Below are 17,051 nucleotides of genomic sequence, written 5' to 3' on the forward strand. Positions count from 1 at the left end.
TCAACAATCGCACTCCACTTTTTTTACATAACTTTACAAATAGGGTTGACATTATAGTGATGGAGTTGATTATCTGAATGTCATGGCAGGATAAGGCCCTTTGGCTTGAAAAAATCACTAAGCGCATGATGCTGATAGTCGGTGTCTTGGGTGTGATAGTGATCTACGGCGGCTTCTTCTTTCTTCTTTTCACAGGTCGTTCGGTCGCGGTGATCCCGTGGTTTTTTCTGCTGTCACCTTGGATTTGTATTTATTTTGGTCTCACGCAAGTGCAGCAGGCCAATGTCATCAAGTGGTTTATCAGAAAAGTTAAAAAATAAGCCCAAAAGGGCAGTAGCATATTTCGGTTTGTTAAGTTGGCAAACTTGGGGAATACAATGGGGTTAGGACGCTATTTACCATATTTGCTGAGTGCAGTTTTGCTGCTGGGCGGGTGTGAGCGTACGGATACACAGGATTTACCCGCCAAGGAAAATGGTGATATTAAAGTTGCACCCTATGGCAGCTGGCAATCACCCTTGTCTGCGGCCTCGGTGTTTGAGCAGGCCGATGATATTGCCGAGTTGCAAAGCGTGGGCGCCGCAATTTATTTTGCCGAATCTAGCGGCAGCGCACAGGGCAAAGTTGGCATTAAACGCCTCGATGACCTTGGCAAAGTGACCGAGGTGGTTCCCCCTGATTTTAATGTCAGATCTACCGTGCATGAGTATGGCGGCGCAGCATTCTTAGGCATAGGCCAGAGCTTGTTTGCCACTAAATTGCAGGATCAGCTGTTTTATCGTTTCGCCCCGAATCAACCGCCATTGCCATTAACCCCCAATGGTACCCGCCATGCCGATTGCGTAGCGTACCCCAAGGGCTCGCGGATTATTTGTGTGCGTGAAGACCACCGTCAGGGCGACGAACCTAAAGCCAGCCTAGTGACCATCAATCTTAACTTTGCCGGTGAAGGCGATACCTTTGTCACTGGCCATGACTTTATTTCTTCCCCCACGATTTCCCCCGATAACACGCAATTGGCGTGGATCACTTGGGAACATCCCTATATGCCTTGGGATAACAGCGTGCTTTGGCTTGGGGATCTTGACCGTAAGGGCCAGTTAAAAAATATTCGTAAGGTGAATACGCCCAAGGATTCTTCGGTGACTCAACCCTTATTCGGCCCCGATGGCAACTTATATGTGGTGTCCGATCTCAGTAACTGGTGGAACATCTACCGCGTGACGCCACAACAAACCTTAGTGCCAGTGCTGAGTAAAAATGCCGAGTTTGCCGTAGCCGATTGGCGTTTAGGTAACCATAACTACGCCTTCGAAAATGCCTCGACCTTGATAGCCAGCTATGTCGAAGGCAATCAAGCGGCATTGCTGCGTATGCACTTAGATTCGGGATTAACCGAATCCCTTGCCGTTGATTTTGCTGAGATTACTCAGGTGGTGAAGGGCGAAGATGGGGTTTATTTTGTCGGCGCTAAGGCGACGCCAGAGAAGGGCATATATCGAGTTGTCGGCCGTGGTACTGAATTAGTCTATGCGCCTGCGCTGCCGAATCTTGACCCTAATTACGTGTCGCGGGCAAAAAATATCGCCTTCGCGACGGGTAAAAATCAGCAGGCCTATGGTTATTTTTATGGTCCGGTGAATCCCAATTACATTGCGCCCCACGACACCAGGCCGCCGCTTATTGTGATGTTACATGGCGGGCCGACGGCGCGCGCATCACTTGCCTATCGCAGTGAGATCCAATTCTGGACCAGCCGTGGCTTTGCCGTGTTAGATTTAAACTTCCGTGGCAGCAGTGGCTTTGGCCGCGCCTATCGCCAGAGCCTGTATGGCAAATGGGGAGAAAGCGATGTGGAAGATGCCGTCAATGCGGCCAAGTATTTAGTGGCTAAGGGCTGGGTCGATGCAAATAAACTTGCGATTCGCGGGATCAGCGCCGGCGGCTTAACCGTGATGTCTTCATTGGCGTTTTATGATGTGTTTCAAGCGGGGGTGAGCTACGAGGGCATCAGCGATTTTGAGCAGCTCGCCAAGGGCACACATAAGTTTGAGTCGGGCTATTTAGATCAGCTTATCGGCCCCTATCCCGAGAATAAGCAACGCTATCGTGAGTTATCGCCACTCAATCACTTAGATGGCTTGAACGAACCCTTGCTGATTTTCCAAGGCTTGAGAAACAAGATTGTACCGACGGCCCAGTCGCGGCAAATTTATGAGGCACTGAAAGCTAAAGGCGTGCCGACGGCTTACATCGACTATGGCGATGATTCCGACGAGGGGCGAACGCCTGAGCATAAAGCCGCTGGCTTAGAAACCGAGTTAGCCTTTTATGGCCAAGTATTTCACTTTACCCCTGCGGGTAAGTTGCCAGCCTTACAGTTGGATAATGTGGCCGCTCTAAAGCACTAACAAATGCACTAAACTAAAAGCACTCACGCCTTGGCGTTTAAGTCTTAGTGACAACCCATAAAAAAGCCTGCATCCAAGCAGGCTTTTTTATGGCTGGGTTAATGCAGATGATTAGGCATTTAGTGCTGGTGGTTAAGGCTATCAATAATCGCGCAGTGGGGCTGGTCGCCACCTTGGCACTCGCTGACCATTTGCTGTAACTGGCTACGAAGATTCTGCAATTTACCAATTTGCTCCTCGACATAGGCCAAATGGTTGCGGGTGAGTTGCTTCACCTCTTCGGCATTGCGGCTGTCGTTATTGCGAAGGCCAAGCAGGAGTTTGCAATCCTCGAGACTAAAACCTAAGTCGCGGCACTGGTGGACAAATTTCAGCGATTCTATATCCCGATGGCGATACACCCTGTATCCCGCCTCGTTACGCTCACCGCAGACAAGGCCGATATCGTGGTAATAACGTATGCTTTTGACGCTTAACCCTGTGTGCTTCGCGACTTCACCAATTTTCATACTGACCTCGGTTCTTATCTGTTCTTAAGACTCGTGCAGACAAGTGTGATACTTGCCACAAAAACACCCTTGACTCTCCCGTGATGGGAGACTTTATCTTAATCCTATAGCGGTTAAGTTCAAGTGAGGGATCTTCCATGTCGCAGATAAAACTCTATGTCGCCACCATGAATTGTGCAGGCTGTGTGGCCAAAATTGAAAAGGCCTTTGCGGCCGAGCCGAATGTGAGTGCCCGTATCAATCTCGCCGATAAGCAAGTGACTGTGGATGGCAAGATGAGCAGCGACGCGGCGCTGGCAGTGATGGATAAGGCGGGTTATCCCGCCCAGTTGATTGTGGACGCAAAGGCGGCCGCTGAGGAAAAACGGGTCGAAGATGCGGCGGAGTATCGCCTGCGGATGCGTCAGGCCATCGCCGCGCTCGCTGTTGGTATCCCTATGATGTTATGGGGATTACTGGGCGGCGAAATGATGATTAATAGCCCTAGCATGCAGCTTGGCTGGGGCATCATGGGCTTAGTTACCCTGGCACTTTTAGTCGGTACCGGGCGCCATTTCTATCAGGGAATGTGGCGTGCGCTTAAAGCCAAAACCACCAATATGGATACCTTAATCGTGTTAGGCACCAGTACGGCATGGCTCTATTCCATGCTGGTGGTGCTTATCCCGAGTGCGTTCCCAATGGACACTCGCCACGTGTACTTCGAGGCGAGCGTGATGATTTTAGGCTTGATTAACTTAGGTCACGCTCTCGAGCTGAAAGCTCGGGGCAAGACCAGCGAAGCGGTGCAGCGCTTACTCGGCCTGCAATCTTCTACCGCGATTCGTATTGGCGACAGTGGCGATGAAGAGGTGGAAATCGATAAGCTTAAATTGGGGGATAAACTCAGACTTCGCCCCGGCGACAGGGTCGCACTCGATGGCGTGGTGGAGTCCGGCCAGTCATTACTCGATGAGGCCATGCTGACGGGTGAACCGATTCCCGTACCTAAGCATGTTGGCGATAATCTCAGTGCGGGGACAGTCAATGGTAACGGCAGTTTAGTCTATCGGGTGACCGCTGGGCAGCAGGATACACGCCTTGCCAAAATCATCGCACTGGTGCAGGAGGCGCAAACCTCTAAGATGCCGATTGGTCGTCTGGCCGATAAAATTTCGGCGGTGTTTGTGCCAACGGTCGTGGTCATCGCCTTACTCGCGGCGGCGATTTGGTATTTTGTAGGGCCAGAACCCGCGCTCAGTCATGCGCTTGTGGTGCTCACTAGCGTGCTGATCATCGCCTGTCCCTGCGCCTTAGGCTTAGCGACGCCTATGTCTATCATGGTGTCCGTTGGCCGCGCCGCTCAAATGGGCGTCTTAGTTAAAAATGGTGAGGCACTGCAAAGCGCCAGCAAGGTCGATTGCGTGGTGCTGGATAAAACCGGCACAGTGACTCAGGGTAAACCCCAAGTAACTGATATCCATTGGATTGAAGGTAATGACCAAGCTCCTAATGACCAAGCACTCAGTGATGAAGACAAGCGCGCACTCCTTGGCGCTATCGCCAGTCTTGAGCAGCATTCGGAGCATCCGCTGGCCAGCGCAATTGTCAGCCATGTTAAGCAAGCCTCGATTCCATTGCCTGTGACCGAGATTTTTACCAATCATCAAGGTAAGGGCATCGAAGGGCGAGTCGATGGCGCCGACTTTTTAGTGGGCAATCAAGCCTTAATGGCGGCATTTAATGTGCAGTCAACTGAGGGCGTGACAGGCAGCAACTCAGGCTTTGCGGTAGAAGCCGCCGCGCAATTTGCCAAACAGGGCAAGACGGCGATTTATGTCGCCAAGGCGGGCAAGTTAGTGGCCACTATCGCGATTGCCGATCCGATCAAGGCCGATGCTAAAGACGCAATAAGCGCCATCCGTTCACAGGGGATTCGCGTGGTGCTGCTGACCGGAGATAATCCGCAAACGGCGCAGGCTGTAGCAGCTCAAGTGGGCATCGAAGAAGTGATTGCGGGCGTGTTACCCGAGCAAAAGCAGCAGCATATTAAAGCCTTACAACAGCAAGGCCATGTGGTTGCCATGGTGGGGGACGGTATCAACGATGCGCCAGCCCTGATGAGCGCCGATGTGGGTATTGCCATGGGATCGGGCACTGAGGTGGCGATCGAAAGCGCGGATATGACTCTGCTGTCCCAGCAGCTGATAGTGATTGCTAACTTATTGGCACTTTCCCGCGCGACCATTCGCAATATTAAACAGAACCTGTTTGGGGCCTTTATCTACAACAGTTTAGGTATTCCTGTGGCGGCGGGCGTCTTGTATCCGCTCACGGGTATGCTGTTAAGCCCTGTGATTGCCGGGGCTGCGATGGCACTGTCTTCCTTAACTGTGGTCACCAATGCGAACCGGTTAAGACAGCAACAGTTATAACGCTTGCGCTCGCATGAGCGATAACACTTTGCCTCGCAAATCTTAAGACAGTGAGTAAGCACTCCCAATCCAGCCCGCATTTTGCGGGCTGTATTGTTTGAACATAAATATCCGCCTCAGCCTAAATGCCTGCCCAAACTCAAGCACAAACCTTACATTCGACTCGCTAATCACTTTGCCGATTCATCCTGCTGTCATCCCATTCCATTAGCTTGAATCATCCGGTAAAAATGTTGCTGAAATAAGCCGTTAGCTTAGGTTAATACCAGCACTAAAATAAGCGTTATAGCCCGTTATTTTGCTTGACGATTCGCGGCTAAGTAGGCCTTTTTAGTTGATAATTTAGCCCAAACTGCTATAGTGCCTCGTTTATTTTTACCCCCTCAGGTTAGACAGCTTGGCTTTTGCAAATAGGGTTATACTTAGTTGCCTTGCCAGACGTCCGGCCAACCTAACTCGATTTGGAAGTTCATTTTGATCACTACAGCGAATATCACCATGCAGTTTGGCTCTAAGCCACTGTTTGAAAACATCTCAGTTAAATTCGGCGGCGGTAACCGTTACGGTCTTATCGGTGCGAACGGCTGCGGTAAATCAACCTTCATGAAGATCCTTTGCGGTGATCTAGAGCCGAGCAGCGGTAACGTATCCTTAGACGTCAACGAGCGTCTGGGTAAGTTAAGCCAGAACCAATTCGGTTATGAGGAATTCACCCTCATCGATACAGTGATCATGGGCCACCGTGAACTGTGGAAGGTGAAGCAAGAGCGTGACCGTATTTATTCTCTGCCAGAAATGAGCGAAGAAGACGGCATTGCCGTGGCAAACCTTGAGATGGAATTTGCCGAAATGGACGGTTACACCGCCGAATCTCGCGCCGGTGAGCTGTTGCTCGGTGTCGGTATTGGTATCGAAAGCCATTTCGGTCTGATGTCTGAAATCGCGCCAGGTTTAAAACTGCGGGTGTTATTGGCGCAGGCGCTGTTCTCTGACCCAGACGTACTGCTGCTCGACGAACCCACCAACAACTTGGACATCGACACCATCCGCTGGTTACAGGACGTACTGAACCAACGCGATAGCACCATGATCATCATTTCGCACGACCGTTACTTCTTAAACTCAGTCTGTACTCATATGGCAGACTTAGACTACGGTGAACTGCGCGTTTACCCTGGTAACTACGACGAATACATGCAAGCGGCCTCTCAGGCCCGTGAGCGTCTGCTGGCCGACAACGCCAAGAAGAAAGCGCAAATCTCTGAGCTGCAAACCTTCGTGGCGCGCTTCTCTGCAAACGCTTCTAAGGCAAAACAAGCAACTTCGCGCGCGCGTCAAATCGATAAGATCAAGCTGGAAGAAGTTAAAGCTTCTAGCCGCGTTAACCCATTCATTCGTTTCGATCAGGAAAAGAAACTGTTCCGTAACGCATTAGTGGTTGAAAACTTAGCCAAAGGTTACGACACGCCGCTGTTTAAAGACTTAAACCTTATCGTTGAAGTGGGTGAGCGTATCGCCATCCTCGGTGAGAACGGTGTGGGTAAAACGACCTTACTGCGTACCTTAATCCATGATATTCCTCAGGATGAAGGTCTGATCCAATGGTCTGAAAACAGCAACATCGGTTACTACGCGCAGGACCATGAGTCAGATTTCGAAAACGACATGACCCTGTTTGAGTGGATGAGCCAATGGCGTAAACCAGAGGACGACGACCAAGCGGTACGCGGTATTTTAGGCCGTATGCTGTTTAGCGCCGACGACATCAAAAAGTCAGTCAAAGTGCTGTCGGGTGGTGAAAAGGGTCGTATGTTATTTGGTAAGCTCATCATGCAAAAACCAAATATCCTGATGCTCGACGAACCAACCAACCACATGGATATGGAATCGATCGAATCATTAAACAACGCCCTAGAGAAATATGAAGGTACCTTACTGTTTGTGAGTCATGACCGCGCATTCGTATCGTCACTGGCCAACCGTATCCTTGAAATCACTCCGAACGGTGTGAATGACTTCAAGGGCACCTACGATGAGTTCCTTGCGAGCAAGGGCATCGAAGGCTAATCACTGGCTTTAATGATTAACTCGCCTTAAGTGTTTAGATAAAAACGCCGCTTATTAGCGGCGTTTTTGTTGCTGACTTTTAGCTTGAGTATTGGCCTTGAGTGTTTTCGCTTGGATGAGCGGTTATGGCTTAACTTCGGCTTTTTGCTCTACATAAATCAAGCTGTTGGTATCAAAGCCGCGGGCGCTTGCCATCTCGACAAATTGCTTCATCACCTCTGGGGATACGGTCGGGGTTCTTGCCAATAGCCATAAATAATCCGTATCCGGCCCAGAGATAAAGGCGTATTGGTAATCTTGCTGGTCGAGCCCAAAGACCACATAGGAGCCATAAAATGGCCCGAAGAAGGAGACCTTTAAGTAGGCTTCGCCATCGCCGTTGACAAAATAGGCCTTACCCTCGGCCTCTTTCCATTGCTGGGTATCGGCAGAATAACCCCGATTAATGACCTTCACCCCACCATCGGCTTTAAGGCTGTATTCGGCGGTGACTTGGGTTAATCCGCGCTCGAAGGAATGGTCTAGCCTCGCAATTTCATACCATTTGCCTAAGTAACGCTCTAGCTGAAAATCCTTAACTGGCTCGACATTGCGTGGCATGCCCAAACAACCCGATAACACTAATACACTGATAAGTAAGAGTAGTTTTTTCACTTAAGACTCCTGTTAAACCCGAGTGTCCATTATTAGTCATATGGTTAATTGTGCGTTTAACTGTACGCTTAAGTCGGGCAATCCTTCAAGGTTTTGCTGGCCGAGTGGCGCTGGCTTAAGTAACCCTGTGCCATACCCGCCAACATAATCAGCGCCACCCCCAGCATTTGCTGCGTTGTGAGCGACTCATCAAATAACCACCAAGCGAGTGCGACCACCACTACTGGTTCGACGTAGGAGAGGGTGCCATAGGTGACCGAAGGCAGCTGCGCGAGGGCTTTTACCGCAAACAGAATGGCTAAAAATCCCGGAAAGAAGCCAATCGCCAACAGCCAAGCAAATTGATTCAGATTCGGCACTAAGGGCGTCGTTAACACTAAAGGCAGTAAGCAGAGGGCGCCAACACTGAGCTGGACTAAGGTGCTTTGATAGGGCGAAGCGGCGCTCGGTTTACGGTTGATTAAGATAAAGCCGCAATAGGTCAGCAATGCGAGCAGGGCATAAAAATATCCCATGATTTCATTGTCGTAGAGTGACTGACTCGAGGTTACGGGCAGCATCAGCATAAAGCCTAACAAGGCGAGCACCACACTTGCGATGCTGGATCGCTTAAGCCTCTCGTGAAACACAAAATGGGCAAAGAGTGACGCCAGCACAGGGGCGAGATAGATAATCATGATCACCGTTGCCATTTGGGTATATTCAATGGCTTCGATATAAAAAGCCATAAATCCCGCCAACATAGCGCCATTTATCAAGGTGCGCTTGCTTGGTTTGTGGCGAATTTGCCGTCCCTTACCCGTTAACAACATATAGGCCATTAAAAACAGCGCGCCGAGTAGCAGGCGGTAAAAGGTAATATGTTCTGCGGGCAGGGCGGCAAAACGGGCGAATACGCCAATGGTGCCCATTAGGCTCGCGGCCAGCAGGGCAAGCACTATGGCCAGTGCGGGTGGCGGTGTCATGTATCACCTTTAATGCAAATAATTCAACGACGAAGGGAGCTGAGTTTGCCTTAAAAATGCCGCCTAGGCGAGTGCTATTGCGAACGCTGTGTTGGCGCGGTGTGATAAAGATGTAGACCGCCCGACACAAGCCGAGATTGATGGTTTGACTGCGCTAGCAAGTCATCAATCCTCAGCTACACAATCGACTTACGCGAGCGAAAATGATTTAAGGGGTCTTGGCAATAACTGGCCTTAACCTGCTGCAACATTTGGTAATTTTGCCCAAAGTAGCGTGCAGTCGGAATGGTATTGTCCTTAAAGCTGATAAAGGCGCCAGCGCTATTGGCAATGCTGGCATCGCGGCAGGTGTCTATCCAGTCGAGCGCCTTATTCACTCGGGGATACACTGAGTTCATCTGCATTAAGGCTTGCTCTTGGAGTTCGCTATTCCACCATGCTTGATACTGAATAATGTAGGCCTGCTCCTTGTAGGGGAAGGCGCTCTGGCTTTTTTGTACCTCACCAAGCGTGCGATAAAAATCACCGGCAATTGCGCTTAGGGTGACATAGGTAAACAAGCCTAATTGCCGATTGCCCTCAATCAGTTGGGGTGAGGTGAGGCTGTCGATAAGTGCAATATGCCCCTGTTTTAGTCCCTGTGCATGGGCCAAGCGTGATGTCACTCTATGGGGCGCGGGTCTGAGTAGATCCTGTGAGTGTTGGCGCTGATTTTTATAGAGTTGTATGTCCTTATCATTAAGCAGTTCAGCCAATCTATGGTTTAAGACGGGTTGTAAATCCTGAATCGTTTCGCGGTTCCAGCTCTCCATCAATTCATCGCCGTAGGATTGGGTTAAGCCGCCCATGGCCGCCATTTGTACCCGGTTAGGCTTTAAACCGACTTCACTAAACTGGGCCTTAATAAAGTGCGCAAGGCTTGCGGGATTGCCCTCCCAATAGCCGTACATAATGCAGTTATGTTTAGCCTCTTGGGGCGCCTGCACCACAGTGTTTAATGGCGGTTTTACCCCTTGCAACAGGGCGGGTTTGGCTTGAATTTTAAGGTTAGTTCCGAGCAAACAAGGCAGATTATCGGCCAGAATAATCTGCTCCCAACGTTCTAATAATCTTAAGGTTGGGGTGGTTTCTCGTAGCTGTTGGCTGTCCTTCTGATACGGGTTCCACTCCAGCTCAAATTTCAGCAGGCTTGGGGGTAGGGCAAAGGTCTGCACAAAAAAACGGGTCACAATACCGTAGCTTAGGCCACCGCCGCCCTTGAGCGCCCAAAGGAGTTCGGGCTTATTGGCCGCCGAGACCACTTGGGTTTCACCTATGCCCAACACGATTTCCGCCTGCACTAAGCTTTCGCAGCACATGCCGTATTTGCGGCACCAAGGTCCCCAACCGCCGCCCATAATAAAACCGGCTAAGGCATGGGAGGCGCTGGTGCTGTGGGGCAGCATTAAGCCCTTTTGCGCCAGATAACTGGTTAAGGCCTGCATGGTACAACCTGGCCCAATGGCGACAATGCCACTGATGGGATCGAGCTCTATGCTGTTCATCGAGGATAAGTCGATCACTATGCTATTGGTCTCGCCACTTTCCCCTTCGTGATCATGGCCGCTAGAGCGCACGCTAATGGCAAGGTGATAATCGACCGCCGTCTTGTAGACCAACTTTACCTCTTGGCTGCTGCGGCATTTGATGATGGCAAGAGGCTTTTTTTGCAAGCGGCGATTAAACAGTTGGCAGGCTTTTTCGTAGGCCAACATCTGTTGTCCCGTGCTCACCCAAAAATCCTGCTCAGCATAATACTGGCCATCGGTAATGATATGGTCGCTGGCAATATGGCTGCGCACTTCGTTAATAAAGCGCATAAAATGCTTAGCTTGTCGGGTGACCACATTTTCACTGATGCGGATCTCGGCCGTTAATCGGCTCGAGGTCGACTGGCTGATAAAACAATCAAATTCCAGTTCATTGCTCAGTTGTAAATCAATGTGTGAGCGATGGGGCGTGAGGGATTTTAAAATATCGAAGCTCAGTTTGATATCGACACTCTCTTTAGCTTGATAATTCGCCTTATAAATAAAATGTGGCCAGTTATCACTGCTGGATTCAATCATATACGCGCAGCGTTCATGGGCAGGAATAATACTGGGTAGCTGCTTATTAAAGTGGTTGCTGTTTAAGTTCTGCTTATTAAAACTATATTCGGTGTCATTAAAAATAATGAGCATGACTTCCTGCCTTGCCAATTGAGTTGGCATTAAGTGGAGTTCGTGCTTTGTATGTTTTTTAGGATAAATATATAAATTACTGTCAATCAGCGCCGCTTGTTGGTGTGGATGTAAATAACAATCTAAAATTTCGGCTTCGGTTAAACAGGTTTCAATCAAGTTAATATTAACTATCTCACCATCAAAAGCATTCATGGTTTGCGTGGAAAATTTTAATTTAGCCTCATCCGTTAAGGGGATTGAATGCTGCTGTAAATGGATTTCATCGCCGTCGATAAAACAGCTTAATTCATGGTATTGGTAGGTAATGGATAATAAATGCCAATAACCATCATTTAAGCCGCCTAAGGTGGATATAGTGTCAATCTGTAATAACTGGCTATTAACTCGAATCTCAATATGGCCAAGTGGCGTAACTTGTACGATAAAGCTGGGATAATTAGCTTGGTCGCAATATTGAAATACAGTCCCGCCCTGCAGGGTTTTCACCCACGCCTGAAAGGTAAATACATCGAGCGTGTGACTGAGGGGCAATGGCGTTAAGGAAAGTGAATTCATCGAGGCGGTTGTCTCTTGGCTCTGTGCTTGAGCCACAGTGTTGATTAACGTATCCGAAGCGCTATGGGGTGTTTTCGGCGTTTTCATCGGCAACATCCTTGTTTAATTTCATTCCCTGACAATTGCTTAAGCTGCAATCGTGGCGACCTACAGTGAGGCGTTTATCCGGTCACGACCGTCGGCCTTGGCGCGGTAAAGCGCGGTATCAGCGGCGCACACCATGGCGAGTGAGGTACGGAACTGGCCATTGACTTCACTGGCAATCCCTTGGCTGGCGCTTACCGAGACATAATCCCTGAGCCCTTGGTCAGTAAAACGAATGTTATTAATCTCTTGCTGAATTTTTTGCGCTATGGTCAGCGCCATTTTTGCATTGTGATTAGGCAGGATCAGCGCAAACTCTTCGCCGCCGTAACGGGCCGCAAGGCCGATGTCGATAGGCACAATAGTGGCGATCACTTTGGCAATTTTTCTAAGGCATTCATCACCTTGGATATGACCGAACTGATCATTAAACACCTTAAAATAATCCACATCGATAATGACTACGCTGATAGGACGCAGTTTGGCGGTGCATTCTTCCCAGTGCTGTTGCAGCATTTCATCAAAATAGCGACGGTTCGCCAGTTGGGTGAGGGAGTCGGTGGCGGCCAACTTGCGCAGCTTTTGGTTTTCCGCCTTATGCTGAGTTAAATCGTGCATCACCATCACAAACACAGGTTCATGGCTGGGAATATAAGAGATAGACAACTCCACATCTTTGGCCTTGCCAGAGGCGCAAATCAGCGTGGTTTCCTGTGCTGGGTGCTGCACGGGGTGACCACAGTTGGTGCCTAATTGCACATCGTGGCTCAGAAGATTGTCATAGCGTGCTTGATGATGTTCGGTCAAAAAATTGCGCCAGTCTTGGCCCTTTAAAGTCGCCTGCGGGCAATCGAGCAACTCGGCACTGCGCTGATTGCACGAACGGATAAAGCCATTGGCATTCACTAAGATCACGGCTTCGGTTAAATGTTGAATAAAGAGCTCAATGGTCTCGAGGGAAGAATGCTCGAAAAAGTTCAGCGGTAGCTCGGCACTCTTTGCAGGTTGAGTTGCGGGCAATGCAGCATCATCGACAATGGATAAGGCGGGTTGTTGGCGAGCCAGTTTCGGTGAGTTTGTCATTGTTATCTTTCTCCGTGAACTTTAATCATCTGCGCTAGGCGCTTTTCTGAGGATGACTTTATTCTGGCGGAAGAAAAGATACCTTCTGCTTATCTTCTGGTTTAACTCATTGTTTATAAATGAATAAAAAATTAGCTTCCGAATGATTTAAGGCAATCTTCACGTCGATTCGACGCGATTTATGTCGTATAAAGGCGAAATAATCCACAAACTTGCAGGTTAAAAGGGGGGAAGAATTGACACTCAGGTGTTTGGCTGTGGCAAGCAGAGGGGGACTGGAAGGGGAAAAGGGGACTGCTAGGCAGTCCCTTCCAACCAAGATTAGTTTTGTGGGCGGTTGGTAATTTCAGGATCAGGACTTAATACCAATAGAGTATTGGTAGTATTGCTCAATACAAATTGGAACTTAGTGTTGCCTGGGGTTTTATCTAGGTCGACAAGTTGCACCAACATACCATCGCTGCTGATGGTGACTGCATCAACAATTTCATCAAACGGGGTCACAAAACCCACACCGACAAATTTTAGCCCTTTACCTGTTTGGTCATTAAGTAGGTAAGTTACAGTACCCGCTTGAGTAATGGTGACATCACCTGGGCACTGTTCACCGCTAGCATCGGTATAGATAAATACAGGTTCACCATTTTCTAATGTAACATTGACTTTAATAAATTGAGCAAGACCTTGTGGTACGAACATGTTTACTTCCTTTTCATTGTGTTGTTATAGAATAGCGTTATTGTAAATGTATACAATTAATAGAACGTTCAAATAAGAGTTTATACTTTGGTTCTCTACTTAATTCCATTAGTTTTTTTATACGTTCATTTGCTTTACGGCAAAAAGAATTATTTATTTCAAGAGAGTATTCATTGCTCTCGGAAATTAGTAACTCACTTTCTGCTAAGTTGAGTTCGAAAGTCATATTTTGTGAAAAATCTTTTGATAAAGTTAGATACGATTCGTATGCTTTTTCTGCATAGATCTTAGCATCTTTATAGTTCCCTGAATTCATCAGTAAATAGGATGATGATAAGTAAAAACTAGCCCATATTTCAGATTTTTTTTGAATTTTACTAAGACTCGTATCAGCAAGCATAGAAGCTTCTAGTACGCTGATTTTGTTCTCTGGGGTTTTCTCTGTTGTAGAGTTACTTAATCTGATTACTTGGAAAATAGAGTAATATCTCAATGTTTTCCATATGTCATTTTGGGGATCTTGCCTTAGTATTTCTTCAACAGTTGATAGGTTTAACTTGGCTTGATTGAGTGCTTCATCTTTATGTTCAGTATAACTAAGCAAATCAGCGAGAGTTTGGTAGCTTCCGCTTAGTTTTTCTAGCAAGTAAGGACTTTTTATATGATTACCTAGTTCTAACTCTTTTTGCAGTTCTTTATGGATTGATATTGCTGTGCTTATATCACCCAAAGACACTGCCGCACTCGCTAACCAAGAACGTGCATTGGCCACATCGGCAATCAGTTGGCTATCCTCTGGCGCTTTTGCCAAGGCGAGCAATTTAAGTCTTAGCGACTCATCAAAATCTTGCTGTGCCTTGGCAAACTCCTGTTGTTTCATCGACACTGAGCCTAAGGTGTTATGGGCATAGGATAGCTCCATCAACGCATCTTTATCCTCGGGCGCTAGGGCATACATGGTTTGGCTATAGGCTAAGTATTGCTCGAAGAACGGGCGCGATGCCGCCCAATCACTTACATCATATTTAAGCTGACCCAACCAAAAGGCATTGGCGCCTAAGGTTTTTAGCAGGGCTAAGTTGTCTGGCTGCAATTCGAGCAGCGGCAGCATTTTTTCCTGCGCGGCGAGTAGGGCGCTGCGGGCTTCATCGATTTTATTGCGTGAATAGGCCACTTCGCCCATGGCCTCTAAGGTTTGCCCATGCTGGAAGCGGGCGTCGAAGCTTAAGTACTTCTCATCGTCTTGGCTGGAGAAATCCGTGAAATATTCCAATGCCTTATTGCTGATCCCGTCGAGTAAGTCCATCCGGCCGATGCCGCGCATCTTATCGGCGAAGTCACCCACCATAAACCCGAGCAGATCTTCGGCGGCGAGGCGTTTTTGCTGGGCCAGCTTTTCGGCTTCGATACTGCGAACGCTCATAGTGACTGAGGTTAAGGTGAGTACGCACAGCAGGGCGACTGTGATGCGCCTCGTCCAGCGCAGCATAGTGGCACGTTTACTGGAGGCGGCAATAAAGTCGGTTTCCCGCTCGTCTAAGTCAAACAAGGGGTTTTGCCTAAGGCTTTGGGCTTCTTTTAAGGGTTTACCCTCGGCCAATAAGTAGGCGCTGTGTTTAGCCTCGCTGAGCCAGCGCTGGGATAAATGCTGTAGCCGGCTCTTAATGCTAAGGCTGTCGTTATGTTCGCTGATCCACGCCGTCGCCCTTGGCCAGCGACGCAGCAGGGCTTCGTGGGCGATGCTAAAACAGGGTTCACCATTTTGCAGATGGGACACAAATAAGCGGCTATCGACCATGGCTTGCACTAGGGCGGTTTCGGCCGCGCTTTGCAACTGCGACCAGCGGGCGGTGCGGCTGGTGATGGATTTTTCATCCTCACGCAGGGTGACTAACAGGGACAAAATCCGCGGCAGACTGGCTTTTTCGGCCTCGGTTAAATGGGAGATGGCCTGCTCGGCATTTTTACCGATAGCGCCTTCGATGCCGCCCAAGGTGCGATACACAGAGACTAATAGCTTGTCATCGTCGCTGCGTTGTAAATACAGCGCCTGCAAGGTGTATTGCAACATAGGCAGCGCATCAGGGTTGCTGGCGGCATCGCTACAGAGCATTTCATCGAGCGGCATGGCGGTGTCGCTATCGATTTCCCAAGTTAAATTGGCGGCAACGGCTGGCAGGCGGATCATCTGCAGCAGCTCGGTGCGAGTGGGCGGTGCTAAGTCGAAATGGGCGCCGCGCGCTTTGCCCGCCATCAGGCTGGGGTAATTGACCAGCAACGGATAAAAGTCATTGCGACAGGCACTTAAAATCAACACCGCATGGGAAGTGGCAAGGCGCTCTAATAGCTCGATAAAGGCGCTGCGCTCGGCATCGCTAAACAGCGGCGATGATAATAGCACTTCTAATCGGTCGATAAATAAGGCAAAGCGTGGCGTAGCATAGGTCTGATTTTTAAGACTTTGTTTGCATATATCGACAATGCTCTGTGGATCTTGCTCAAGCTTGGTGGCAAGCGTATCGGCGCTCATTCCCTCAAAGACTGGGGTGTCGTTTAGCTCCCAGTCGAGCATGGCGCTGGCCAGATCGGTGAGCAGTTGTCCCTTGTTGACATCGGCAAAATCGAGGCTGCTATAGGCCACAACGCCGACGCCATTAAAGCCATTGGCGGCCATGAGGTTAGGCAATACACCAGCATTAATTAAGGAGGATTTACCGCTACCACTGGGGCCTAAAATTAAGCAGAAGGCGCGGCCAAACTGGATTTGTTGGCTAATGCGATTCAGCAGCGTGCTAATTTGTTCGCTGCGGCCGAAGAACACGTCGGCATAGTTGGCGCTGTAGGCTTGCAGGCCCGGAAACGGCGAGCCACCTTGCCAAGTCTGTGGCGTGGCGCTGGCCTCGTGGCCGACGGGAAAGCGCACCTCGGCTAAGGTGCGATAGCCACGTTTGCGAATGGTCTCAATGTAACGGGATTCGGTGGCGCTATCGCCAAGTGCGCGACGTAACTGGTTGATAATTTTGTGCAGTGGATTATCGCCTGTGTCGACTCCCGGCCAGCAATGGCTAACAATTTCGTCGCTGCTGACCACTTCACCGGCGTTTTGGCAGAGAAATAACAACACATCCATCGCCTTAGGCTCAAGCTGTTTAACTTGTTTACCCAGAAGCAGGCTGTTGGCGCTGGGATTAACTTGCCATTCACCCAAAAAAAATGTGCTGTCACTCATAGGATTTCCATTGCTTGAGCATCGACTCAGGCGGGAAATAGGGAGCCGCGAGTCGCTGTTATTTTTATTGTTAGCGCGTTTTGTACATTGAGTGTCATCATTTCGCATGACGTCAAAACATTGACATTATGCCTAGACCCTTTGTTATTTAAAAGG

The 17,051-nt window shown here is 49.1% G+C and carries 11 protein-coding genes; 4 read left to right on the forward strand and 7 right to left on the reverse strand.

The annotated features are described in order from the left end of the window. Nucleotides 1-77 precede the first annotated feature (77 nt). On the forward strand, nucleotides 78-320 hold the full coding sequence (locus CF168_RS07080) for a hypothetical protein (protein ID WP_086902407.1): 243 nt from the start codon (nucleotides 78-80) through the stop codon (nucleotides 318-320). Nucleotides 321-377: 57 nt separating this feature from the next. After that, a complete protein-coding gene (locus CF168_RS07085; RefSeq protein WP_089067440.1) occupies nucleotides 378-2,411 on the forward strand; it encodes a S9 family peptidase in 2,034 nt (677 codons plus the stop codon). A gap of 119 nt (nucleotides 2,412-2,530) precedes the next feature. Here the strand turns inward: CF168_RS07085 and CF168_RS07090 are convergent, their stop codons facing one another. Next, the gene (locus CF168_RS07090; protein WP_086902409.1) at nucleotides 2,531-2,920 is read right to left on the reverse strand and encodes a Cu(I)-responsive transcriptional regulator; all 390 of its coding nucleotides are present in this window, start codon (nucleotides 2,918-2,920) and stop codon (nucleotides 2,531-2,533) included. 137 nt (nucleotides 2,921-3,057) lie between these two features. Here CF168_RS07090 and CF168_RS07095 point away from each other — a divergent pair, with 137 nt between their 5' ends. Beyond that, on the forward strand, nucleotides 3,058-5,334 hold the full coding sequence (locus CF168_RS07095; protein WP_089067441.1) for a heavy metal translocating P-type ATPase: 2,277 nt from the start codon (nucleotides 3,058-3,060) through the stop codon (nucleotides 5,332-5,334). A 474-nt stretch (nucleotides 5,335-5,808) separates the two neighbouring features. Next, on the forward strand, nucleotides 5,809-7,401 hold the full coding sequence (locus CF168_RS07100; RefSeq protein ID WP_089067442.1) for an ABC-F family ATPase: 1,593 nt from the start codon (nucleotides 5,809-5,811) through the stop codon (nucleotides 7,399-7,401). Nucleotides 7,402-7,524: 123 nt separating this feature from the next. Here CF168_RS07100 and CF168_RS07105 read toward each other — a convergent pair whose 3' ends face one another. The 6 genes from CF168_RS07105 to CF168_RS07130 form a co-directional block, all read right to left on the reverse strand. Beyond that, nucleotides 7,525-8,055 (reverse strand): lipocalin family protein, encoded by a 531-nt coding sequence (locus CF168_RS07105; protein WP_089067443.1) that lies wholly within the window; start codon nucleotides 8,053-8,055, stop codon nucleotides 7,525-7,527. 68 nt (nucleotides 8,056-8,123) lie between these two features. Beyond that, nucleotides 8,124-9,020: a DMT family transporter gene (locus CF168_RS07110; protein WP_089067444.1), complete on the reverse strand. Its 897-nt coding sequence runs from the start codon at nucleotides 9,018-9,020 to the stop codon at nucleotides 8,124-8,126. A 176-nt stretch (nucleotides 9,021-9,196) separates the two neighbouring features. Continuing rightward, nucleotides 9,197-11,887, reverse strand: a complete 2,691-nt coding sequence (locus CF168_RS07115) for an FAD-binding protein (RefSeq protein WP_089067445.1) — start codon at nucleotides 11,885-11,887, stop codon at nucleotides 9,197-9,199. 60 nt (nucleotides 11,888-11,947) lie between these two features. After that, nucleotides 11,948-12,967, reverse strand: coding sequence for a sensor domain-containing diguanylate cyclase (locus tag CF168_RS07120; RefSeq protein ID WP_089067446.1), 1,020 nt, complete (start codon nucleotides 12,965-12,967; stop codon nucleotides 11,948-11,950). A 321-nt stretch (nucleotides 12,968-13,288) separates the two neighbouring features. Then, nucleotides 13,289-13,666, reverse strand: coding sequence for a DP-EP family protein (locus CF168_RS07125; protein WP_089067447.1), 378 nt, complete (start codon nucleotides 13,664-13,666; stop codon nucleotides 13,289-13,291). A 37-nt stretch (nucleotides 13,667-13,703) separates the two neighbouring features. Further along, a complete protein-coding gene (locus CF168_RS07130) occupies nucleotides 13,704-16,895 on the reverse strand; it encodes a winged helix-turn-helix domain-containing protein (RefSeq protein WP_089067448.1) in 3,192 nt (1,063 codons plus the stop codon). Nucleotides 16,896-17,051 lie beyond the last annotated feature (156 nt).

The organism is Shewanella bicestrii (genome assembly GCF_002216875.1).
Lineage (GTDB): Bacteria > Pseudomonadota > Gammaproteobacteria > Enterobacterales > Shewanellaceae > Shewanella > Shewanella seohaensis.

What these genes read in the sequence shown, in the direction of transcription:
- CF168_RS07080 (WP_086902407.1), top strand. Translation starts at nt 78, where the DNA reads ATGTCATGGCAGGATAAGGCCCTTTGGCTTGAAAAAATCACTAAGCGC.
- CF168_RS07085 (WP_089067440.1), top strand. Translation starts at nt 378, where the DNA reads ATGGGGTTAGGACGCTATTTACCATATTTGCTGAGTGCAGTTTTGCTG.
- CF168_RS07090 (WP_086902409.1), bottom strand. Translation starts at nt 2,920, where the DNA reads ATGAAAATTGGTGAAGTCGCGAAGCACACAGGGTTAAGCGTCAAAAGC.
- CF168_RS07095 (WP_089067441.1), top strand. Translation starts at nt 3,058, where the DNA reads ATGTCGCAGATAAAACTCTATGTCGCCACCATGAATTGTGCAGGCTGT.
- CF168_RS07110 (WP_089067444.1), bottom strand. Translation starts at nt 9,020, where the DNA reads ATGACACCGCCACCCGCACTGGCCATAGTGCTTGCCCTGCTGGCCGCG.
- CF168_RS07115 (WP_089067445.1), bottom strand. Translation starts at nt 11,887, where the DNA reads ATGAAAACGCCGAAAACACCCCATAGCGCTTCGGATACGTTAATCAAC.
- CF168_RS07120 (WP_089067446.1), bottom strand. Translation starts at nt 12,967, where the DNA reads ATGACAAACTCACCGAAACTGGCTCGCCAACAACCCGCCTTATCCATT.
- CF168_RS07125 (WP_089067447.1), bottom strand. Translation starts at nt 13,666, where the DNA reads ATGTTCGTACCACAAGGTCTTGCTCAATTTATTAAAGTCAATGTTACA.
- CF168_RS07130 (WP_089067448.1), bottom strand. Translation starts at nt 16,895, where the DNA reads ATGAGTGACAGCACATTTTTTTTGGGTGAATGGCAAGTTAATCCCAGC.